This is a genomic window from Telluria sp. LT2P34, assembly GCF_059685915.1.
Window position 1 is genome coordinate 336,129 of the sequence record NZ_JCASIN010000003.1, and the last position, 22,425, is coordinate 358,553.

Consider the following 22,425-nt stretch of genomic DNA (forward strand, 5'->3'; position numbering starts at 1 on the left):
ATGAGGGCATGTGTCCAGGCCGCAGTTGTCACGGTGCCAGCATGGCTGTAGCCTGTTTCGCACAAAATAAAGGAGGCAGCGCTGCATGAACGTTCCCCATACCGCAGGCGTCGACCTGCTGCCCATCATCACGCTGTTGGCAGCGGCAGTCATTGGGGCGCCGCTGTTCAAGCGGCTCGGCCTGGGTTCGGTGCTCGGCTACCTGGCCGGGGGAATCGTCATCGGCCCCTTCGGCCTGCGCGTCTTCGCCGACCCCGCAGCGATCCTGCATGTGGCGGAGCTGGGCGTTGTGCTCTTCCTCTTTATTGTCGGGCTTGAAATGCATCCGTCGCGGCTGTGGGGGATGCGGCGCCAGATTTTCGGACTGGGCCTGCTTCAGGTGCTGGTGTGCACGCTGTTGCTGACAAGCGTGGGCGTGGCCCTTGGCTTGCCGCTTGTGACGGCCTTCGTCGCCGGCACCGGCTTTGTCCTGACCTCGACGGCGATCGTGATGCAGATGCTCGAAGAGCGCGGTGAGCTCGGCTCCGCCGGCGGTCAGCGCATTGTTTCGGTCCTGTTGTTCGAGGATCTTGCGATTGTTCCGCTGCTGGCGCTGGTCGCATTCCTGGCCCCGATTGCACCCGGGTCGGCGGCGGCTGATACGGGCTTCGACCTCGCGGCCGTTGCGATCGCCATAGCCGCCATTGCCGGCCTGATCTTTGCGGGCCGCCACCTCCTGAACCCGCTGTTTGGCTTGCTCGCGAACGCGCGTGCACGTGAAGTGATGACCGCCGCGGCACTGCTGGTCGTGCTCGGCGCGGCCTACGCCATGGAACGTGCCGGCCTGTCGATGGCGATGGGCGCCTTTATTGCCGGCGTGCTGCTCTCCGAGTCACGCTACCGGCACCAGCTGGAGGCCGACGTGGAGCCTTTCCGCGGTGTGCTGCTGGGCCTGTTCTTCCTCGCGGTCGGCATGTCGCTGGACCTTGCGGTAGTCGCGTCGAGCTGGCGAACGATCCTCCTTTACGTCGGCGTCTACATGAGCCTCAAGGCGCTGGCGATCTACGCCGTCGCGCGCGTATTCCGCTCGCCACACGACGAAGCGGTCAGCCGCGCGGTATTCATGGCCCAGGGCGGCGAGTTTGCGTTCGTGCTGTATGCAGCCGCCGCGAGCGCCGGCATCGTGAACGCCGAGCAGAACGCGGTGCTCACCGCTGTCATCATTCTGTCGATGGGAGTCACGCCCTTGGCAAGCACCGTCCTGAACGTTGTACGCGCCCGGCGCGGTGCCTCGGCGCAGGGCCGCGAGCGTCCCGCCGGCCTGACTGGTACCGCGCTGGTGATCGGGTTTGGCCGCGTGGGCCAGGTCGTCAGTCAGATCCTGCTGGCGCGCGGGCACACGATCTCGATCATCGACACCGACGTGGAAATGATCGACGTCGCACGTGCATACGATTTCAAGGTCTACTACGGCGACGGGACACGGCTCGACATCCTGCACGCAGCCGGCGCCGACCAGGCACGCATCGCGGTGGTGTGCGTCGACAAGCCCGGGGATGGAACAAAAATCACCGAATTGTTGAAGAGTGAGTTTGCGCACCTGCCGGTTCTGGCCCGGTCCAGGGACCGGGTGCACAGCGTAGAGCTGATCCAGGCTGGTGTGGATTTCCAGGTGCGGGAAACCTTCGAGTCGGCGGTCATGCTTGGCAGCGCCGCCCTCGATGCACTCGGCGCGACCCCGGCAGAGATTGAAGAGATCGCGCAAGGCTACCGTTCACGCGACGCGGAGCGGCTGCAGATGGAACTGGTCGGCGGGATCGGCGCAGGGGGGACCTTGTTCAGCGGAACTGCCGGGCCGGCCGACCCTCCTGAAGGCAAAGCCTGAGGGAACGCGACCGCTTGCTCGCACCTGTCGATGTTCGGCCGCGCATGGCGGCATTGCTGCAATCGCGCGTCGCATGCCGAGGCTGGCAAGCGCCTGACTGGCTCCCGGCCTGCGCGCTGCTGTCGCCCTGTGCCTTCGCAGCGGTCAGCGACCCGGTGCTCATTCATCAGGCCTGCTCATAAAGGCATCCCGTTTTACAGGTCTAGTTGGCTGCCGTCTGCGCGCTTAAAGTAGGTGACAGTACAAGGACACGAAAGAGCCAATGCGGATGAAAATTCTGGTCGTGGACAGTAATCTGTTGAGTTCACGAACGATTGCGATGCTGTATGAAATTTACGACTGTGAAGTCACGCTTGCATCGGACGTTCAGACCTCGGTTGATGCGTTAAGCAATCGCCAGATCGATGTCGTCGTGATGGGGCCAACTTTTAACGGAAGACACGGTGCACAACTGCGTGCCGCAGTTAAACGGGCCCGGCCCGATCTCAGCATTGCCGCGACTGGCGGATCTCAGGGCATGGCCGCGGACGAGGCATCCTGGGCCGATGTCCATCTGCGTCCTGCGCACTTCTACACCGATCTGTGCCGGCACATGGCCGTCACTTCAAATCGTAGGAAGTAACAGGTCCGTTTAGCCGTTCCCAACCCACACGCGAGGTCCATGTGAAAAACAATATTGCAGGCAAGGTGGTGGTCATTGCCGATGCCGGCAGCCCGCTTGGTGCTGCTGCCGCCCACCACTTGTCGAGCGAGGGCGCGATCGTCGTCCTCGGCGGCGCTGAAATGGAGCGTATCAGCGAACTGGCGCACGAGTTGCGCTGGAACGGCGGCAAATCGATTGCGGTCGGCGTCGACGCGGTCGACAGCGTGCAGCTCGAGGGTTTGATGGCGGCTGCCGTCAGCGCCTTCGGGCGCGTGGATGTGATCGTCAATAACGTGGCGGCGCCGGAGGCAGGCGAGCTCGGAGTGCATATCGACCTCCATCTCCAGGGGATTCTATATGGTGTCTCGGCAGCACTACCTTACATGCAGCGCCAGCGTCTCGGGCAGATCATCAATTTTCCGACGATGTCGGACGATCCTCGAGGCAGGGCGGCGCACGGCGGCACGATGCGCGCCGTGCTTGCGCTGTCGGAGGGGCTGCGCAAGGAGTTTGGCAAGTTCAATATCCGTACAACAGTGATCTCCTCTGAAAGCTCCCAAGCCCCCGCACCAAGCGGACAAGGGCTGGACCAAAGTTGCGCCGAGTCTTTCGCGCGCGCCCTTGCATTCGTCATCAACCAGCCGAATGACCTTGCGGTAAATGAGATCCAGTTCCGGCCAATGCCCCAGCACGCGTAAGCCGATCCCAGGACGATTCATTAGATCAGCTCATAAGTGCATGCCATCAGGCCCACCTAATCAAATACTCGCTTAGTCGTTACAGTGGCTATTCGTCTCCGCCGCTACACGTTGGCAGGCTTCCATTACCTAAAAGGGCAGACACATGAACACATCGGACACCAAATTCGCACTGGCTTCCATTGCCGCCGTCTTCAGCCTGGCCATGTCGCCGGCCCTGGCGCAGTCGCAGCCCCAGGCTGCGCGTACGCCCACTACAGCTGCTGCGAAAGCGCCGCAGGCCCAGACAACCGCGCAACGCATGTTCGGCGACATCGCGCCAAAGCTGGCCGACCTTACCGATACTGTCCTTTTCGGCGACGTGTGGGAACGGCCGGGCCTGTCGAAACGCGACCGCAGCCTGATCACGGTCAGCGCGCTCGTTGCCATGAACCGCCCCGACCAGTTGCGCTCGCACCTGCAGCGCGCACGCGACAATGGCGTGACCGAGGCCGAGCTGGTCGAAGCCATTACCCACCTGACCTTTTATTCCGGCTGGCCGAACGGCGTCACGGCCATTACCGTGGCAAAGGAAGTGTTCCAGAAAAAATAATGCCCGCCAAAGCTGCCGTTCCTATTGACCCACTATTGGAGATCACATGAAAACCACTGGCTACGCCGCATTCGACACCACCGCACCCCTGGCACCCTACGAATTCGAGCGCCGCGAACTGCGCCCAAACGATATTGCGATGGAAATCCTTTACTGCGGGGTCTGCCACTCCGACCTGCACACGGCGCGCAACGACTGGGGCTGGAGCTATTATCCGATCGTCCCCGGGCATGAGATTGTCGGCCGCGTGCTGGCAGTCGGCGCGCAGGTAAAGCGCTACAAGGCAGGTGACAACGTCGCAGTCGGTTGCATCGTGGATAGCTGCCAGCAGTGTGACCAATGCCGCAAAGGCGAAGAGCAGCTTTGCCGCGAAACGGCGACAAACACCTATTGCGGGAAAGACCGCATTACGGGTGAAGAAACGCAAGGCGGCTATTCGAAGCATATCGTGGTGCGCGAAGAGTTCTGCCTGCGCATTCCCGAAGGCCTCGACCTGGCCAAGGCGGCGCCACTGCTGTGCGCGGGCATCACGACCTATTCGCCGCTGCGCACCTGGAATGTCGGCCCCGGCAGCCGCGTCGGCGTGATCGGTCTCGGCGGCCTCGGACACATGGCTGTCAAACTGGCAGTCGGCCTTGGTGCGGACGTGACGGTCATGAGCCGCACAATGGACAAGGAAGCCGATGCGCTCGAACTCGGCGCAAGCCGGCTTCTGGCCTCCTCGGATACGGCAGCCATGGCGGCGGCCGCATCGAGCATGGACCTGATTATCGACACGGTTCCGGTCAAGCACGACATCAACCCATACACGGCGCTGCTCGATATCGACGGCACGCTGGTGCTGGTCGGCCAGGTGGGGCCGCTGGCGGAGCCTAGCACGGTCCCGTTGCTGCTGGGACGGCGCCGGGTGGCGGGTTCGCCCATCGGGGGCATCCGCGAAACCCAGGAAATGCTCGACTTCTGCGCGAAGAAAAACATCCTGCCCGAGTGCGAGATGATCGGCATGCACCAGATTAACGAGGCCTTCGAGCGGATGGAGCGTGCCGACGTGCGCTACCGTTTCGTGATCGACATGGCGTCCCTTCCGGCGCCCGCAGTTGGCTAAGGATTCAGACGCGGTGCAAGCCGCGCCGCCCTTTGAGATGAGGATGACAACACGATGAAGTTCGATACCCCGGCAACGCGCAATCCCATCGACCAGCTGAAAATTGTCGGCAAACCCACCGTGCGGGTAGAAGGCAACCTCAAGACCACGGGCACCGCCCGCTATGCGTATGAGCAGACCAGGGCAGCGCCAGGGGCGGTGTACGGCTATGTGGTGGGGGCGGCGATCGGCAAGGGGCGCATCGCGTCGATCGACCTCAACGCGGCAAAGTCGGCGCCGGGGGTGCTGGGCATCGTCACGTCTGAAAACGCAGGGAAACTCGGAATCGGCAACTTTTACGTGGCGCCGGCCCTGGCCGGGTCGGAAGTCGTCCACTATCACCAGGCCGTGGCGATTGTGGTTGCCGACACCTTCGAGCGGGCCCGCGCCGCGGCGCAGCTGGTGCGCGTCAGTTATGTTCGCACGAAGGGCAGCTTTGACCTGGCAGCAAGCAAAGGCACGGCGCCCGCTCCCCAGCCGCTGCAACCCGGTCCGGTGATGGACACCAAGCTGGGCGACTTCGACGCCGCATTTGCCGCGGCGCCGGTCACCCTCGACGAAACTTATACGACGCCCGACCACTCCCACGCCATGATGGAGCCGCACGCGACCATCGCCGCATGGAAGGGCGACAAGCTGACCCTGTGGACCTCGATCCAGCTGGTGAGCTGGGGCATGCGCGACATCTCGAAGACGCTCGGCATCCCGCGTGAGAGCGTGCGCATCGTATCGCCCTATATCGGTGGCGGCTTCGGTGGCAAGGGCTCGATCATGTCGGACGCCGTGCTGGCGGCGCTTGCGGCGAAGCTGGTCGGGCGTCCCGTGAAGGTGGCGTTGCAGCGCCATCTCATGTTCAACAACACCACGCACCGGCCCGCCACCATCCAGCGCATCCGGATCGGGACCACGCGCGAGGGACGCATCACCGCCATCGGTCACGAAAGCTGGTCGGGCAACCTCGGCAACCGGCCGGAAAGCGCGACCGTGCCGACGCGCCTGCTCTACGCCGGCGCCAACCGCATGACGCGCCTGCGCGTGGCCCATCTTGACCTGCCCGAGGGGAACGCCATGCGCGCCCCGGGCGAAACCCCCGGCATGATGGCGCTCGAAGTCGCGATGGACGAGCTGGCCGAAAAGCTTCGCCTCGACCCCGTCGAGTTCCGCATCCTGAACGACACCCAGGTCGATCCTGAGGCGCCTGAAACGCCGTTCTCGCGGCGCCAGCTGGTCGAGTGCCTGCGAACAGGCGCCGCCCGCTTTGGCTGGGACAAGCGAAATGCCCGTCCGGGCAGCCGACGCGAGGGCGACTGGCTGATCGGCATTGGCGTAGCCGCCGCGATCCGGGGCGCGCCGGTCATCAAGTCGGCCGCGCGCGTGCGGCTCGCGCGCGACGGCAGCGTCACCGTCGAAACCGACATGACCGATATTGGCACCGGCAGTTATACGATCATTGCCCAGACGGCGGCCGAGATGATGGGTCTCACGTTGGCCCGGGTGACCGTCCGGCTTGGCGACTCTGCCTTTCCCGAAGGGGCCGGTTCCGGCGGCCAGTTCGGCGCAGCGTCCTCGACCGCCGGGGTGTACGCGGTATGCATGAAACTGCGTGCGATGGTCGCTCAGCGCCTTGGCTACACGTCCGCCGACATCGAATTCACCGGGGGACGCGTGCGCGCCGGCGGCTTGAGCCGCCCGCTCACCGATGCCGTCACTGCCGGCGAACTGGTGGCGGAAGACGCGATGGAGTACGGCGACTTGGCGAAGCGGTTTTCGCAGCAGACCTTCGGCGCCCATTTCGCCGAAGTCGCGGTCGATGCCGCAACCGGTGAAATCCGCGTCCGGCGCATGCTGGCCGTGTGCGCCGCCGGGCGGATCATCAATCCGCTGGCTGCGCGCAGCCAGATCATCGGCGGCATGACGATGGGCGCCGGGGCGGCGCTAATGGAAGACCTGGTGGTCGACAAGCGCGGCGGCTTTTTCGTCAACCACGACCTGGCCAGCTATGAAGTGCCGGTTCACGCCGACATCCCCCATCAGGACGTCATTTTTCTTGATGAAACCGATCCGACGGCAGGGCCGCTGAAGGCGAAGGGAGTGGGGGAGCTCGGCATCAGCGGCGTGCCCGCAGCGATTGCCAACGCGGTCTACAACGCCACCGGCATCCGCGTGCGCGATTATCCGATCACGCTCGACAAACTGCTCGATCGTTTGCCGGTACAGGCTTGAAGCCGCTCACAGGAGAATCAATGGACACCCCCGACTCCGTCTCGCGCAGGCAGTTCGTGGGGCCTTGCACAGCACTTGCGCTTGCCATAGTGGCAGCGCCCCTCGGTGCCGCAACCGATACCAGCCAGCGCAAGGGCGCGCGTGTGCTCGTCGCGTATTTCTCGCGTAGCGGGAATACCCGTGTGATCGCCGGCCAGATCGGACGCTCGCTGGGCGCCACGGTGTTCGAGATCGAGCCCGCCAAACCGTATCCGGAGGATTACTTCCAGACGGTCGAGCAGGCGCGGCGTGAGCGCGACAGCGGGTTCAAGCCCGTGTTGAAGGGGAGGGTGGCGAACCTGGACGTCTACGATGTGGTCTACCTCGGGTTTCCGATCTGGGGCGAAACGGCGCCGCCTGTCATCCGCTCTTTCCTCGCTTCACACAACCTGGCGGGGAAGACCCTGATTCCATTTATTACGCACGGCGGCTATGGCGTCGGTGACAGCCAGAAAGTCCTTGCTGCGCATGCGCCAGGAGCGCGATTGCGCAGTGCTGCGCTGGTCATGGAGGCGGACCAGGAGCGGCGGACGGTCGAGCGCGTTACGCGCTGGCTTGGCGAGACCTAAAAATAGGACGCCGATTTAGAAAATGCCCGTAGCAGCTCTTCGACATGTGGCTAACAGATGGGCGGTACTTGGGAGGGCAACGTGACGTGGCTATGTACAGGTGAACGCTCACATTCGATGATTTGCCTACTCAGTGTCGAATTCACCGCCGTTTGCTATTCCCGCTGATGTTACTTATTTGTTAGCTGGTAGGGACTTCATAGATCATGCGCGCTCGCAATGTGCAAGAGCTAGTGAACTCGATAGGCCAGTTCACGCTGCGGTAGGCACTTCGGAATCGCTCGCCCATACGCTTGGCTTATCTATACAAAAAAAATCCCATCGCAAGCATGTGCCGTATCTCGTTGCGTCTAGTTGCTTGACTCAGCTTTGTGCAGCAGCTGCTCCGCGTCCGATCTCGAGCTGTTCCTTTCTTCTCTGGTGTAGCTCAAAATTTCCTATTTATGTTTTGCCGTCTTGCGGCAATATTGATGCTAACTCCACCGTTTGAAGCTACATTGGGAATATACTTGTGCGTCCGCCAACTGGAGCGAAGCTGTATGAGGACGAAGATTGAGAGTGCCTAACAAAACATCTTACTTGCTCTGAATGCAACAATCTCGTACACTGAGCCATTCCGCCGTCGGCTCTCGGCCGATGGGTTGAAAAAAATCCGAATACATTGTTATCTGGACAGAAATTCTACCAGTCTCGACTGACCAGAATCGCCCGCTATTAAACGATCAGGGCATGATTGGCCATCTGGCACCTTGCAAAATTGTTGCTGCTCGACTTTTTCACCGTAATAGGCCAATTGCAGTCATTGAAGCATACCAAGGATAGACAGGGTGGTTGCAAGAGATGATAAGAAATTAGATAGGGAATACGTGCACGATCCTCTCGTACGCCGAAGGGGGAGCCTCTCCGGTCTTACAGGTTTTCTGATAACGGCGCTAATCCATTGTGGAGTATGGTTTGTACTTAGTCCGCCTCGGCCCCATGTCTCTGTGCATCATGAACATGTAATTCAACGACCGTCTTCGGTCATGATTTATATTCAACCAGCGCTAATCCGGCCTCGCCAAGTCCCAGTCGATAAGTTCTTAAAGCCAGAGACGCCACTTTTGGCATCACCTCTTCCCTCTAGCCGAGCGCGAAAGCTTCATAAGCTGGAGCAGAATGTGGATCCGCAGGATACCCATCTGAAGACGCTTGAAGAAGTAGTCGCGCCAAACGTAACGAATGTGCCACCCGCAGACAATCTAGCTGAAACACCGTCACGACTGAATATTGAAGAACTTAAAGCATTGGCGAGGCGAGATATGGAACGACAGGGTCATGCTCAACCAGGTCATACTGTGCAACTTTCAGAACCAAGCAGCCTGACCGCTAATGCTAGGCAAGAAGCTCTTGAACGTGCGTGGCGCCCAAAGTGCGACAATAATTACAAGCCTAAGATCGGATCGGCGGAATTCAGCGGATTGATGAAACTTCCTTTTCTTTTAAAGGGAACACTTTCTGATAATGGCTGCAAATGATGAACGACCCGCAAGGAATTCTTTTTGCTGTGATTGCTTCAGCTCGGCAGAGGTCCTGCTCAGGTAGACTACTTATGGCTTAAAGCGGCCGATTGCAGTAGCGTGACGACAAAGAAGATCGCCCTGTTCCAAGAGGAAGCAGGCGGAGAAATTCATTCAATAGAACTTAGCTAGGAGCCGTATGCACAAGGTTGGACAACGATCGTTTGCTGATAAATCGACTCGTTTCATGCTGGCTGTAAGCTTTGCCGGCATAACCGCGCTTGCAGGCTGCGAGGCTATTTTTGGGAAGGGCGCTGTAGATAAAACGCCGGAACAGTGGCAGTCCGTCGCCCGCGCTGACCTGGACGCTGTGCATGGGGCGATTATCGCCGCCCATCCTGGCTACATCGACGACGCTAATCCAGGGCCCCGTGCCTGGGCCGAACAGGGCTACCTTGAAGCACAGGCCCTGATCCCGCGAGTGGAAAGCTACGACACGATGATGTCGGCAGTACGCTACTACGTCGCTGGCTTTCGCGATGGCCATTTTATTTATTCCGACAACGTCCGCAGCCTGAACTACCGGGAACGGGTCAACGGCTGGCGCGTCGACTGGCAAGGTGGAAAAGCCGTAGTTACCGCCGTCATGCCTGGGTGGGACGGCCCGTTGCCGCCGCTGGGAGCCAGCTTGCTCGACTGCGACGGCCGCACGCCAGACGCCATTGTGGCTACCGACGTGGCGCCCTACGTCGATTTGCGCGCGCTGCCGACGGTGCGCGATTGGCTGTTCTCGGAACTGAGGTCGCCGCACCTGTCCGGCCTTGAACTGAAGCACTGCACCTTCCGCCGCCCCGACGGCACTTCGCTGGTACTTGACGTTGGCTACCGCAGGGTATCAACCAAGGAGGTTTGGGATACGCTGCGTAATGTTCGCATGAATGTCCCGGATTACCGCAACGGTTACGACTTCCAGGATGGCGTGCTGTGGATCCACGTCTCTAACTTCAATCTCGACCAGAACCAAGCCAAGGAACTGGACACCATGCTGAGGGAACTGGCCAGCTTGGGCAGCGTGCGTCGTATTGTGTTCGACACGCGGGGGAACGCCGGCGGGGACAGCGCGGTTGGGCAGCAGATCCTGGACGCCGCCACCGGTGGCCTGGAGTTCGATACCGACGGCCTTAACCGCCTGCCACGCGTCTACGCCCAATGGCGGGTGTCGGACGTTGCGATCTCCGGCGTGGACCGCTATATCGGTATGATGACGGAGCGCTACGGCACCAGCGATGCGCGCACGCGCGAGCTTGTGAGCCTGCGCGCGCGTCTGCTCGACGCCCGGCGCGACGGCCGGGCCTGGGTCGACACTGCCGGCAGCCCGCGCCTGACAAATGCGGAGATAGCTGCGCGCCGCGGCCGCTTGCGTCGTTTCAACGGCGCAGTGGCTGTCATCACGGACGGCAACTGCGCCAGTGCCTGCCTTGACTTCGTGGATCAGGTGCGCTTGATCCCAGGAGCGGTTCAGCTAGGCCGCGCTACCGCCTCCGACACCCTTTACCTGGAACAGGCGCCCGTCACCCTGCCGAGCGGGAACTTGCTGATGATGCCGATGAAGGTCTGGCGCAACCGTGTGCGCGGCGACGGCGAGGTGCTCATGCCGGATATTCCGCTGAACGTCGACATACATAATGACGAGGCCGTACGTTCAGCTGCACTGGTGGCATTGGACCAACTCCCGGCAAGGCCGCAGCGGACAGCCGCTTCTCAAAATTGATCGTGAAGCAATTTCAATCGAAGTGAAGCAGGCGCAAGCAGGAGTTTGAACGATTATGCTAGGTCTGCTGTGGGTCTATTGTGGTGAAAAAGTCAAGCAGCAACAATTTTGAGACGTGCCAGAGGGCCAATCGTTCCCAGATCGTTTAATAGCAGCGGCTGGTCAGTCGGGGCTGGTAGAATTTCTGTCCAGATGACGACGTAACCGAGTTTCCGACACAATAGGTCGGTAGCAGTCGTTCACAAGGCTCCGCCTTAGAATGGCAAGTTCGTTTCTAGCCGGACTGATGCTATGGCAAAAACACTGCTGTCTGACGAGCTGTGGTCCCTTATCACAGATCAGCCTCCTATACACGCGCGCTCTCCGAAAGGCGGACGTCCACGCATTAACGACCGAGCGACCCTGATCGGGACAATCGACAGGACCATTTCTATAGAAAGCAACAGCGGAAAAGTGAGCGTCGCAACCCACCGGAATACACGCTTAACTCTACCGACCTTTAATTTCTGAGCAAATGAATTGGTGCCGGCCTGAGTGCGCCACGCGGTATTCAGTTTTACCAGCAGGCCCCGCTTGAGGGCTACACGTCAAGTTCACCCCGGTACGTCCATCGCGACCCGAAAACCGATGCTAATGCCCCGATAGTCCGGCTCGTAATCCCGCCGAAACGCCGAGCGCCAGCTGGTGGCTGTTTCGTGCCAGCTCCCGCCGCGCACTACGCGATTTGCACCCGAGCGAGGACCGGGCGGATCGATCGCCGGGCTGTTCGCGTAATAGCCGGCGTCGTACCAGTCCTGGACCCATTCCCAGACGTTCCCGTGCATGTCGTGCAGGCCCCAGGGATTAGGCTTTTTAGTGCCTACCGGGTGACTCGACCCGGACGCGAAGTCTTCGCCGAACCAGGCGTATTCACCCAGCTTGCGCGCGTCGTTACCGAAGGAGTAAGCGGTGGTGGTGCCTGCCCGCGCCGCGTATTCCCACTCGGCTTCGGTCGGCAGGCGGTAGCGCTCGTGGCCCTCCTTGCGGTTCAGGCGCTTGATGAAGTCCTGGGCGTCGATCCACGAAACGTTGGCGGGATTTGTAGGCTTGCGGATGCGTGCCGCCATCCCCGGCAGGTTATAGAAGCTGTTGGAGCGGTCCAGCGTAAATGGACTGCTGCCCATCACTGCCTCCCATTGGGCCTGTGTCACTTCGTATTTGCCGAGGTAGAAAGGCCTGCTGATACTGACCTTGTGCGCAGGCTTCTCACTGGCGCTCGCCCCCTGCACGTCGTTGCCGGAACCCATGACAAAGGAGCCGGCCGGAATCAGTAAGAATTCCATGCCGACGCTGTTGGTGACGGGTTTGCCAGCGGCGGTTAATGTTGCGGCCGAGGCCGCGGCACTGATGCACATGGACACAGCCAATAACACAGGCAGGCAAGCGGGAACTGTAGTGGATTGAAGTATCTTCATTTTCAGGATCACTCAGACTTTCATCGGCAGGCGTGCCAGGTGCTTCTCCAGGGTGATCGGATAATCGCGGACCCGCACTCCGGTTGCGTTGTACACCGCGTTGGCAATGGCCGCCGACACCCCGCACAGGCCCAGCTCGCCCACACCCTTGGCCTTCATCGGCGACGACGTCGGGTCGGGCTCGTCCAGGAATACGACGTCCTGGTGCGGTATGTCGGCATGCACCGGTACTTCGTAGCCGGCCAGGTCATGATTCACGAAGAAACCGACGCGCTTGTCGACGGCGAGTTCTTCCATCAGCGCTGCGCCGACACCCATCGTCATGGCGCCGATGATCTGGCTGCGGGCCGACTTCGGGTTCAAAATGCGGCCGGCCGCGCAGACGGCCAGCATGCGCCGCACCCGCACTTCGCCGGTATACGCATCGACGCCAACCTCGACGAAATGCGCGCCGAAGGTCGATTGCTGGAACTGTTTGGTCAGGTCGCCGTATTCGATCGTATCCTCAGCGACGAGTTCGCCCGCGGCGGCCGCCTGCGCCAGCGGTGCGCTGCGTCCACCCGCGCTGACCTGGCCGTCGCTGAAGGCGGCGCCGGCGGGGTCAAAGCCCAGCTTCACGGCCACTGCTTCACGCAGCTTGACGCAGGCGGCGTAGACGCCGGCCGTCGCGTTGTTCGCACCCCACTGGCCGCCCGAGCCCGCCGAAACGGGATAGCTCGAGTCGCCCAGGCGCACCACCACCTTGTCCATGCCGACACCCATCATTTCGGCCGCCGTCTGGCCGATGATGGTGTAGCTGCCGGTACCGATATCGGTCATGTCGGTTTCGACCGTGACGATGCCCTGGCTGCTCAGGCGCACGCGCGCAGCCGACTTGGTCTGCAGGTTGTTGCGGAATGCCGCCGCCACCCCCATGCCGACTAGCCACTGGCCGTCCCGGACCTTGGCCGGACGCGGGTTGCGCTTGCTCCAGCCGAAGCGCGCGGCTCCGGACCGCAGGCATTCGTTGAGCTGGCGCTGCGAAAACTTGCGTTGCGGGTTTTTTGGATCGACCTGGGTGTCGTTCAGGATGCGGAACTTCACCGGGTCCATTCCAAGCTTCTCGGCCATCTCGTCCATCGCGATCTCGAGCGCCATCATGCCCGGCGCTTCGCCTGGTGCACGCATCGAATTGCCTTCCGGGAGATCGAGCACGGCAAGACGCATCGAGGTCAGGCGGTTGGCGCCGGCATACAGCAGCTTGGTCTGTTCGACCGCCGTCTCCGGGCGCCCGCCTTCCAGGTTACCGGACCAGCTTTCGTGGGCGATCGCCGTGATCTTGCCGCCCGCCGTGGTGCCGATCCGGATGCGCTGTCTTGTGGCCGGGCGGTGCACGGAATTATTCATCAGCTCCGTGCGTGCAAGGGCGACCTTTACAGGCCGACCGGCGGCACGGGCCCCGAGCGCGGCCAGTACGGCATCGCTCTGGATGCGCAGTTTGGCGCCGAAGCCGCCGCCGATATACGGCGACAGAACGCGAATTTTTTCCGGCGGTATCAGGAAGGTCTGGCCGAGGTCGCGCACTGCCCATGCAATCATCTGGCTCGAGGTCCACACGGTCAGCTTGTCGCCGTCCCAGGCCGCGAGCGAGGCATGCGGCTCCATCATGGCGTGGCTTTCGTCGGGCGTCGAATAGCGGGCGTCCAGTTTTACGGCGGCGCTGGCAAAACCTGCTTCGAAATCGCCGACGCGCTCCAGCGCACCGGCGCTGCTGCCCGTATTGCTGCCGCCAACCAGCGGCGCCGTGTCAAGCTGGGCGTTGAGGTCGAAGCGGCCCGGCGCACGCTCGTACTCGACCCGGATCAGGCGCGACGCCGAGCGCGCCTGCTCGAAGGTCTCGGCCACCACCAGTGCAATGGCCTGGTGATAGTGCTGGATGTCGGGGCCCGCCAGCAGGCGTGCCGTGTTGCTTTTGGATTGGCCGAGCTTGCCCGCATTTTCCGCCGTGACGATCGTGATCACCCCCGGCGCCGCCTTCGCTTCGATCAGGTTCATGGATCGGATCCGCCCTTTGGCGATGGCGCTGCCCACGACATAGCCGTAAGCCTGGTTGGGCGCCACGCGGTGCTGTTCGTAGGCGTAGGGCGCGCGGCCGCTGACTTTCAGGGGGCCGTCGATGCGGTCGTAGGGTTTGCCGACGATCTTGAGCTGGTCGATCGGATTCTTGCCGGCAGGAGTATCGAATTTCATGTGCGCCCTTTTGCCTGTGCCAGGGCCGCCGCCAGCGTGCGCTCGACCAGCAAGACCTTGAATGCGTTTTCATGGGTCGGCTTTGCGCCGGCGAGCAGCTGCGCGACGACGGCCTTGGCGCCGCGCTGCATCGCGCCTTCCGCCGCTTCGACACGCCACGGCTTGTGGGCAACGCCGCCCAGCGCCACGCGGCCGCTGCCGTCGCGCCCGACAATGGCAGCAACGGAAACCAGCGCGAACGCGAATGATGCCCGGTCGCGCACCTTGCGGTAGATATGGGTGCCGCCGACGGGCCTGGGCAGCGTCACCGCCGTGATCAATTCACCCGGCGCGAGATTGGTGTCGATGTGCGGGGTATTGCCCGGCAGCCGATGGAAATCGGCGATCGGGATGATGCGCGTGCTGCCGTCCGGGCGGACCGTTTCCACGTTGGCGTCCAGGGCGCGCATGGCAACGGCCATGTCGCTCGGGTGGGTCGCGATGCAGGCCTCGCTGTGCCCGACGATGGCGTGCAGGCGGCTGTAACCTTGCAATGCGCCGCAGCCGCTACCGGGAACTCGTTTATTGCAGGGCTGGTTCGGGTCGTAGAAATAGGGGCAGCGGGTACGTTGCAGCAAGTTGCCAGCGGTCGTGGCCATGTTGCGCAGCTGGCCATTGGCGCCGGAGAGCAGGGCGCGCGAGAGCAATCCATAGTCGCGTCGCACACGCGCGTCGGACGCCAGCGCCGTATTGCGCACCATCGCCCCGATGCGCAGGCCACCTTCAGCGGTCGGCTCGATCTTGTCGAGCGCAAGGCCGGTAACGTCGATCAGGTGGGTCGGCGACTCGATTTCGAGCTTCATCAGATCCAGCAGGTTGGTGCCACCGGCGATGAACTTCGACCCTTGCGTGCGCAATGCTGCGGCGGCCGCTTCCTGTGGGGAGCGCGCGCGCTCGAATGTGAACATCTTCATGCTTTGCTCCCTGCTGTGCCAGCGCCATTAACCTCGGCGATCGCCTCGACGATGTTGGAATACGCACCGCAGCGGCAGATGTTGCCGCTCATACGCTCGCGGAATTCGACGGCGGTCGCTTGCGGCGGTGCATTCAGGTCGGCGGTCACATGGCTCGGGACGCCAGCGCGGATCTCTTCCAGCATCGCGACGGCCGAGCAGATCTGGCCGGGCGTGCAATAGCCGCACTGGTAGCCGTCGTGCTTGACGAACGCGCGCTGCATCGGGTGCAGCCTGTTCGGCGTGCCGAGGCCCTCGATCGTTGTCACCGAGCGGCCCTCCTGCATCAAGGTCAGCGACAGGCAGGACAGGACACGCTGGCCGTCGACGATGACGGTGCAGGCACCGCACTGGCCGTGGTCGCAGCCCTTCTTGGTGCCGGTCAGCTGCAGGTGCTCGCGCAGGGTGTCGAGCAGCGTGCTGCGCGGATCGACCTTCAGTTGCTGCTGCTGGCCGTTGACTTGGAAGGACACGGTCGCCAACTGCGCGGCCGCGCTAGCCTCAGGCTTTGCCGCGGAGGGGAGGGGCGCGGCGATCGCCGCCGCCGTTCCCGCACCCGTGATCATGAACCCGCGCCGGGTGAGGGTGAGTTTGGTATCGCTGTTGTCGTCCATGTCCCTGATCCTTGTAAAAAACATGCAAGGAATCTAACACGAGGTCCGAACTGCGATTAGGGGTGGAAGACAGCATGAAGTCATGAGTGCAGCTCACTAATCAATTTCACCCCGAGGGATTAATGACTCAGCCTCATAAGGCCATGCCGATTCTGCCGTCTTATCACCGAGTCGTTGGCGACATACAGTGACGCTGCGAAAACCGCATTCTGCGGTTTCCTGGACCGGGGCCCATCCCCGACACTGGAGTTGCCCAATGCTGTTAAGTGCCGTCCGAGTCGCATTGCGGCGACCATACACCTTTGTCGTGCTGGCCCTGATGCTGGTGATCGTCGGCCCGATCATGGCCCTGCGTACGCCGACCGACATCTTCCCTGAGATCCGCATGCCCGTTATCGCGGTGGCCTGGAGCTACACCGGCCTGCCACCGGACCAGATGGCGGGCCGAATCTCGACCCTCTACCAGCGCATCCTGACTACCGGCGTGAACGACATCGAGCATATCGAGGCGAACACCTACCCCGGCATCAGCATCGTGAAGATCTTCTTCCAGCCGGGCGTCGATATCGCGGTGGCCAATGCCCAGGTGACCGCCGTATCGCAAGTGGCCTTGCGCCAGATGCCGGCCGGTACCACGCCGCCGCTGATCCTCAACTACAACGCCGCCACCGTGCCGATCCTGCAGCTAGCCCTGTCAGGCAAGGGCTTGTCGGAGCAGAATCTGTTCGACCTGGGCATGAACACCGTGCGCACGCCCCTGGTCACCGTTCCCGGCGCAGCGATCCCGCTGCCCTACGGGGGTAAGCAGCGCCAGGTGCAGATCGACCTGCGACCCGATGCGCTGCAGGCACGCGGATTGTCGGCCCAGGATGTGGCGGCTGCGCTCGCGTCGCAGAATGTACTGGTGCCGGTCGGTATGCAAAAAATCGGCAGCATCGAGTACACGATCCAGCTCAACAGCGCACCATCGGCCATCGAAAACCTGGGCCGTATTCCCGTCAAAGTCGTCAACGGCACGACCATCGCATTGCGCGACGTGGCCGACGTCCACGATGGCAATGCGCCGCAAACCAATATTGTCCACGTCGACGGCGGCCGCTCGGTGCTGATGTCGGTCCTTAAAAACGGCTCGGCATCGACGCTGGCCATTGTCGACGGCGTGCGAGAGCGGCTGGACGCGCTGAAACCAAGCCTGCCGGCGGCGCTGAATGTCGTGCCGATCAACGACCAGTCGGTGTTCGTGCGCGCTGCCGTCAAGGCGGTCGCCCTGGAAGGCGCGATCGCGGCAGCGCTCACCAGCATCATGATCCTGCTGTTCCTGGGCAGCTGGCGTTCGACGATTATTATCGCCGTGTCGATCCCGCTGTCGATCCTGGGTTCGATCATCGGCCTGGCGGCTTTCGGCGAGACGCTTAATTTAATGACCCTCGGCGGCCTCGCGCTCGCGGTCGGCATCCTGGTCGACGACGCCACCGTCACGATCGAAAACATCAACTGGCACCTCGAGCAGGGCAAGCCGGTGGAAGCATCGATCCTCGACGGCGCCCAGCAGATCGTCACCCCGGCGCTGGTGTCGCTGCTGTGTATCTGCATCGTCTTCATTCCGATGTTCTTCCTGGAAGGCGTATCGCGCTTCCTGTTCGTGCCGATGGCCCTGGCCGTGATCTTCGCCATGGTATGTTCGTTCATCCTCTCGCGCACACTGGTGCCGACGATGGCGAACTGGCTGCTGCGGGCCCATGTCGACCACGGGGACGGGGTTGGCGAAAACAGGGCGCCGGTATCGAAGAATCCAATGCTGCGGCCTTTGCAAACATTTCAGCGCGGTTTCGAAGCACGCTTCGAGCGCCTGCGCCACGGCTACAACGGCGTGCTCGAGCGTGCGGTCGCCGGGCGCAAGGTGTTCATTGCCGGTTTCCTCGCGGTCGTCGCGCTCTCGTTCTGCCTGGTGCCTTTCATCGGCAGTAACTTCTTCCCATCGGTCGATTCCGGCCAGGTGCTGATGCATGCACGTGTTCCTGTCGGCACCCGGGTGGAAGAGACGGCAGTGCGCTTCGCCGCCATCGAGCGGGCAATCCGCCGCGTGATTCCGTCCACCGAGATCGAGACCATGGTCGACAACATCGGCCTGCCGTCGAGCAACATCAATCTCACTTACAACAATACTGGCGTAATGGGCTCGCAGGACGGCGACTTCCAGATCGCCCTCAGGAAGTGCCATGCGCCAACCGCCGATTACGTGCGCAAGCTGCGCGTGGTGCTGCCGCAGCAGTTCCCGGATACCACCTTCTCGTTCCCGCCGGCCGACATCGTCAGCCAGATCCTGAACTTTGGTTCGCCCGCACCGATCGACGTGCAGGTCCGCGGCCGCGACGTCGCCTCGAACTATGTCTACGCGCAGCAGCTGCTGAAAAAGATTCGCGCCATTCCCGGCGTGGCCGACGCGCGCATCCAGCAGTCGAACCAGGCGCCGATGTTCAAGGTGGATGTCGACCGCATCCAGGCGCAGCAGTTGGGCCTTACAACCCGTGACGTCACCAACAGCATGGTGGTCAACCTCGCGGGCAGCAGCCAGGTCGCGCCGACCTACTGGCTCAATCCGGCCACCGGCGTGACCTACCCGATCGTGATGCAGACGCCCCAGCGCGAGATGGATTCGCTGGCAGCACTGTCAAACCTGCCGATCGGTAATGGCGCCACGACAGGCGAAACCACGCTAGGCGCGCTGGCGACCTTCGAGCGCGGCACCGGCAGCGCCCTGATCAGTCAGTACGACGTGCAGCCCATGGTGCAGATCCACGCCAGCACCCAGGACCGCGACCTCGGCGCCGTGGCGGCGGACATTCGCGAGGTGCTGGCCGCCACAAGCGCCGACGTGCCCAAAGGCTCGACTGTCGAAATCCTGGGCCAGGTGCGCACGATGGAAAGCGCGTATTCAAGCCTCATGTATGGCCTGCTTGGCGCCGTCGTGCTGATTTACCTGCTGATCGTGGTGAATTTCCAGTCCTGGCTCGACCCGGCCGTGATTGTCTCCGCCTTGCCGGCCGCTCTGGCGGGCATCGTCTGGATCCTGTTCGCCACCGGCACTACGCTCTCGGTACCGGCGCTGACGGGCGCGATCATGTGCATGGGCGTGGCCACCGCCAACAGCGTGTTGGTGATCACCTTTGCCCGCGAGCGGCTCGAGGTCCTGAAGGACGCATCTGCCGCGGCGATCGAAGCAGGTTTCGTCCGCTTCCGCCCGGTCTTGATGACGGCCCTCGCGATGATCCTCGGCATGTTGCCAATGGCCTTCGGCATGGGCGAGGGGGGCGAGCAGAACGCACCCCTGGGCCGCGCCGTGATCGGCGGCCTGCTGTTCTCGACCGTTGCCACCCTGTTGTTCGTCCCTGTCGTCTTCAGCCTGGTCCATGACTGGCAGGCCCGCCGCTCTAGCAAGGCACAACCGCAATTTACTATCGGAGCACCTTCCCATGCCAACTAAGTCCAATGGTCCGCGCACCAAGCGCAACGCACTCATCGCACTCGTCGTCGTTGCCGCCATCGTGGCGGCAGGGCTGGCCAGCCGCAGCTCGAACGCCAACAAGCTCGGGGAAGAGGCCCAGGCACGCTCGGTTCCGACCGTCAGCGTGCTGGTCCCGGCGACGGGTGCCGCCGGTGCTCTCGAATTGCCGGCGCGGGTGGAGCCCTGGTCGCGCGCTTCGATCTATGCACGCGTCAGCGGCTACCTAGAAAGCTGGAATGCCGACATCGGCACCCAAGTGAAAGCCGGCCAGCTGCTCGCAAAAATCGAAACCCCCGACCTCGACCAGCAGCTGCTGCAGGCGCAGGCCGAACTGGCTTCGAGCAGGAGCGAAGTCGCCCTGGCGGCAAGCACAGCCAGGCGCTGGAATTCATTGCTGGAAGCGGATGCAGTGTCGCGCCAGGAAGTCGACGAGCGCTCCGGCGACCTGACGGCAAAACAGGCGGCGGTCCAGGCTTCGCAAGCGAACGTCCAGCGCATCCAGGCAATGCAGCGCTACACGCGCCTGATCGCGCCTTTCGACGGCATTGTCACTGCGAGGAATACGGATGTAGGCGCCCTGATCAGCGTCGGTGGTGGCGCAGGCACCGAGCTGTTCGTCGTCTCAGACGTGCGCAAGCTGCGCGTGTATGTGCAGGTGCCGCAGCGCCAGCTGGCCATGATCCGCGCCGGCAGCGAGGCCCTGTTAACCGTGCCCGAGAGGCCGGATCAAAGCTATCGCGCAACCGTGCAGTCGCTGTCGCAGGCGATTGATTCGCAAACCGGCGCCATGCTGGTCCAGCTGACGGTCGATAACGCCACAGGCGAACTACTGCCCGGTGCATTCGCAACGGTGCGCTTCGAGACGGCGGCGCATGCCGGCGTCAGCGTGCCGCCGGGTGCGCTCATCACGGGCAAGAACGGGGTGCAAGTGGCGACCGTCGACGCCGGCAACCGGGTGCGACTGAGAAGCGTGACCGTGGCGCGCGACCTTGGCAACGTGATCCAGCTAGCCGGCGGCGTGGCGGCAAACGACCGGATCATCGACAGCCCGCCGGACGGTATCGCCGACGGCGAAATGGTGCGCGTCGCGGCCGTGGACAGGAAGGTGGCGCCATGAAGCGCCTACGCCTGCTCTTGCTGGCGGCGGCCTGCGCCGGCTGCGCTCAGACCCCGCCAATCGCTACCCCAGCCATTCCGATGGCGGGCGCTTTTAAGGAAGCGGCCAATACCGCAGCGATCGATCCGGCGAATGCCGCGCCGATGCCGCAGGCATGGTGGACCATGTTCCAGGACGCCGAACTCGATACGCTCGAAGGCCAGCTGCTTGCGAATAGTCCCGACCTTGCTACGGCGCTGGCGCGCTACCAGCAGGCGCGCGCTGCGACGGACAGCTTGCGCGCCGCGCAATCGCCGACGCTGGGAGTGAGCGCAGGCGTGCAGCGCAGCGGCGCCCGCGCGGGACGCCCAGCACGCGGGACCGGCGGCGCTGCCGGGGGCGCGACTGAGGTCAACAGCGCCTCGCTCGGCCTCGAACTCGAATACGAACTCGACCTGTGGGGCCGGGTACGCCAGCGGGTGCGCGCCGGCGCCGCAGAGGAACGCGCGGCCGGGGCTGATTTTGCCGCGGCAAGGCTGGCACTGCAGGCGCAACTGGCCGATACCTTCATCGCACTGCGCGGCGTCGATGCCGAGCTGGCCCTGTTGCGCGATACCGACGCCGCCTACACCCGCGCCACGGAGCTGGTCGAGCGGCGCCACCAGCTGGGCGCGGCGTCCGGACTCGATGCTGCGCGCTCCCAGGCGCAGAGGGAGTCGACCCGCTCGCAGCTGCGCCAGGTACAGGCTGAGCGCGCCGTGCTGGAGCATGCCATCGCCGCGCTGGTCGGCGTCAACCCCTCGAGCTTCACGATCGAGCCGCGCGTCATCGACGCGGCGACCCCGGCCATACCCCTGGGTGTCCCATCGACGCTGTTGCAGCGACGGCCCGACATCGCCGCTGCCGGGCACCGGATCGCGGCCGCTACGGAAAGCGTCGGCATCGCCAGGAATGCCTGGTTCCCGTCGATCACGATCGGGGCTTCGGGCGGTCTACAGGGCAGCGACCTGGCGCGCCTCGTGTCGCTGCCGAACCTGGCCTGGGCGCTCGGCAGCGCAGTGGCGGGCCAGGTGTTCGATGGGGGCCGGCGCCGGGCGCAGCTGGCGCAATCGGAGGCCGTGCTCGAAGAGACCGGCCAGCGCTATCGGTCGACCGTGCTCGGGGCTTTCCAGCAGGTCGAGGACCAGCTGGCGATGCTGACGCACTTTGGCGAAGCGCAGGCATCGGAACGGCAGGCAGCAGCTGCCGCGCAGCGGGCTGTGGACCTGGCGACGCGCCGCTACGAGCAAGGTGCGGCCACCTATCTCGATGTCGTCACGGCGCAGACGGCCAGCCTGGACGCACGCCGCAGCAGTGTTGAACTGGCGACGAGGCACCGGCGCGCGGCGGTGCAACTGGTGCGTGCGCTTGGCGGCGGCTGGGCCAGCGAAGGGCCGGGCGGCGGTACCGCGGGTTGAAGACTCGGCTGTACTGCTTCGTTATACGTGCTCAGC

At 63.1% G+C, this 22,425-nt stretch carries 16 protein-coding genes; 12 read left to right on the forward strand and 4 right to left on the reverse strand.

Features of this window, described 5'->3' with window-relative positions; genetic code table 11:
* Positions 1 to 85 precede the first annotated feature (85 nt).
* The 9 genes from AC56KZ_RS12155 (at position 86) to AC56KZ_RS12195 (ending at position 11,042) form a co-directional block, all read left to right on the forward strand.
* A complete protein-coding gene (locus tag AC56KZ_RS12155; protein WP_497162420.1) occupies positions 86 to 1,864 on the forward strand; it encodes a monovalent cation:proton antiporter-2 (CPA2) family protein in 1,779 nt (592 codons plus the stop codon).
* A 268-nt stretch (positions 1,865 to 2,132) separates the two neighbouring features.
* Positions 2,133 to 2,486, forward strand: coding sequence for a hypothetical protein (locus AC56KZ_RS12160; protein ID WP_497162421.1), 354 nt, complete (start codon positions 2,133 to 2,135; stop codon positions 2,484 to 2,486).
* Between the two features lie 41 nt (positions 2,487 to 2,527).
* Positions 2,528 to 3,205, forward strand: coding sequence for an SDR family oxidoreductase (locus tag AC56KZ_RS12165; protein WP_497162422.1), 678 nt, complete (start codon positions 2,528 to 2,530; stop codon positions 3,203 to 3,205).
* A gap of 145 nt (positions 3,206 to 3,350) precedes the next feature.
* The gene (locus tag AC56KZ_RS12170) at positions 3,351 to 3,797 is read left to right on the forward strand and encodes a carboxymuconolactone decarboxylase family protein (protein WP_497162423.1); all 447 of its coding nucleotides are present in this window, start codon (positions 3,351 to 3,353) and stop codon (positions 3,795 to 3,797) included.
* Positions 3,798 to 3,843: 46 nt separating this feature from the next.
* Positions 3,844 to 4,902, forward strand: a complete 1,059-nt coding sequence (locus AC56KZ_RS12175) for an NAD(P)-dependent alcohol dehydrogenase (RefSeq protein WP_497162424.1) — start codon at positions 3,844 to 3,846, stop codon at positions 4,900 to 4,902.
* Positions 4,903 to 4,956: 54 nt separating this feature from the next.
* Positions 4,957 to 7,164: an aldehyde oxidoreductase molybdenum-binding subunit PaoC gene (gene paoC / locus AC56KZ_RS12180; RefSeq protein ID WP_497162425.1), complete on the forward strand. Its 2,208-nt coding sequence runs from the start codon at positions 4,957 to 4,959 to the stop codon at positions 7,162 to 7,164.
* Positions 7,165 to 7,184: 20 nt separating this feature from the next.
* A complete protein-coding gene (locus AC56KZ_RS12185) occupies positions 7,185 to 7,772 on the forward strand; it encodes a flavodoxin (RefSeq protein WP_497162426.1) in 588 nt (195 codons plus the stop codon).
* 1,160 nt (positions 7,773 to 8,932) lie between these two features.
* Positions 8,933 to 9,289 (forward strand): hypothetical protein, encoded by a 357-nt coding sequence (locus tag AC56KZ_RS12190; protein ID WP_497162427.1) that lies wholly within the window; start codon positions 8,933 to 8,935, stop codon positions 9,287 to 9,289.
* Between the two features lie 181 nt (positions 9,290 to 9,470).
* Positions 9,471 to 11,042, forward strand: a complete 1,572-nt coding sequence (locus AC56KZ_RS12195) for a S41 family peptidase (protein ID WP_497162428.1) — start codon at positions 9,471 to 9,473, stop codon at positions 11,040 to 11,042.
* Between the two features lie 593 nt (positions 11,043 to 11,635).
* Here the strand turns inward: AC56KZ_RS12195 and AC56KZ_RS12200 are convergent.
* The 4 genes from AC56KZ_RS12200 to paoA form a co-directional block, all read right to left on the reverse strand.
* A complete protein-coding gene (locus AC56KZ_RS12200) occupies positions 11,636 to 12,436 on the reverse strand; it encodes a formylglycine-generating enzyme family protein (protein ID WP_497162429.1) in 801 nt (266 codons plus the stop codon).
* Between the two features lie 72 nt (positions 12,437 to 12,508).
* Complete coding sequence (gene paoC / locus AC56KZ_RS12205) at positions 12,509 to 14,725, reverse strand: aldehyde oxidoreductase molybdenum-binding subunit PaoC (protein WP_497162430.1); 2,217 nt, start codon at positions 14,723 to 14,725, stop codon at positions 12,509 to 12,511.
* Positions 14,722 to 15,678: an FAD binding domain-containing protein gene (locus AC56KZ_RS12210; RefSeq protein ID WP_497162431.1), complete on the reverse strand. Its 957-nt coding sequence runs from the start codon at positions 15,676 to 15,678 to the stop codon at positions 14,722 to 14,724. The genes paoC (AC56KZ_RS12205) and AC56KZ_RS12210 overlap by 4 nt, the downstream gene beginning before the upstream one ends.
* Entirely contained in the window at positions 15,675 to 16,355 is a 681-nt protein-coding gene (gene paoA, locus AC56KZ_RS12215; protein WP_497162432.1) for an aldehyde dehydrogenase iron-sulfur subunit PaoA, read from the reverse strand. The genes AC56KZ_RS12210 and paoA overlap by 4 nt, the downstream gene beginning before the upstream one ends.
* A gap of 232 nt (positions 16,356 to 16,587) precedes the next feature.
* Between paoA and AC56KZ_RS12220 the strand changes: the two genes are divergently transcribed.
* From AC56KZ_RS12220 to AC56KZ_RS12230, 3 genes are read left to right on the forward strand one after another with little or no spacing between them, the layout of a single operon-like run.
* On the forward strand, positions 16,588 to 19,815 hold the full coding sequence (locus AC56KZ_RS12220; protein WP_497162433.1) for an efflux RND transporter permease subunit: 3,228 nt from the start codon (positions 16,588 to 16,590) through the stop codon (positions 19,813 to 19,815).
* Positions 19,805 to 20,953, forward strand: a complete 1,149-nt coding sequence (locus tag AC56KZ_RS12225) for an efflux RND transporter periplasmic adaptor subunit (protein ID WP_497162434.1) — start codon at positions 19,805 to 19,807, stop codon at positions 20,951 to 20,953. The genes AC56KZ_RS12220 and AC56KZ_RS12225 overlap by 11 nt, the downstream gene beginning before the upstream one ends.
* Positions 20,950 to 22,389 (forward strand): efflux transporter outer membrane subunit, encoded by a 1,440-nt coding sequence (locus tag AC56KZ_RS12230; RefSeq protein WP_497162435.1) that lies wholly within the window; start codon positions 20,950 to 20,952, stop codon positions 22,387 to 22,389. The genes AC56KZ_RS12225 and AC56KZ_RS12230 overlap by 4 nt, the downstream gene beginning before the upstream one ends.
* The last annotated feature ends 36 nt before the right edge of the window (positions 22,390 to 22,425 follow it).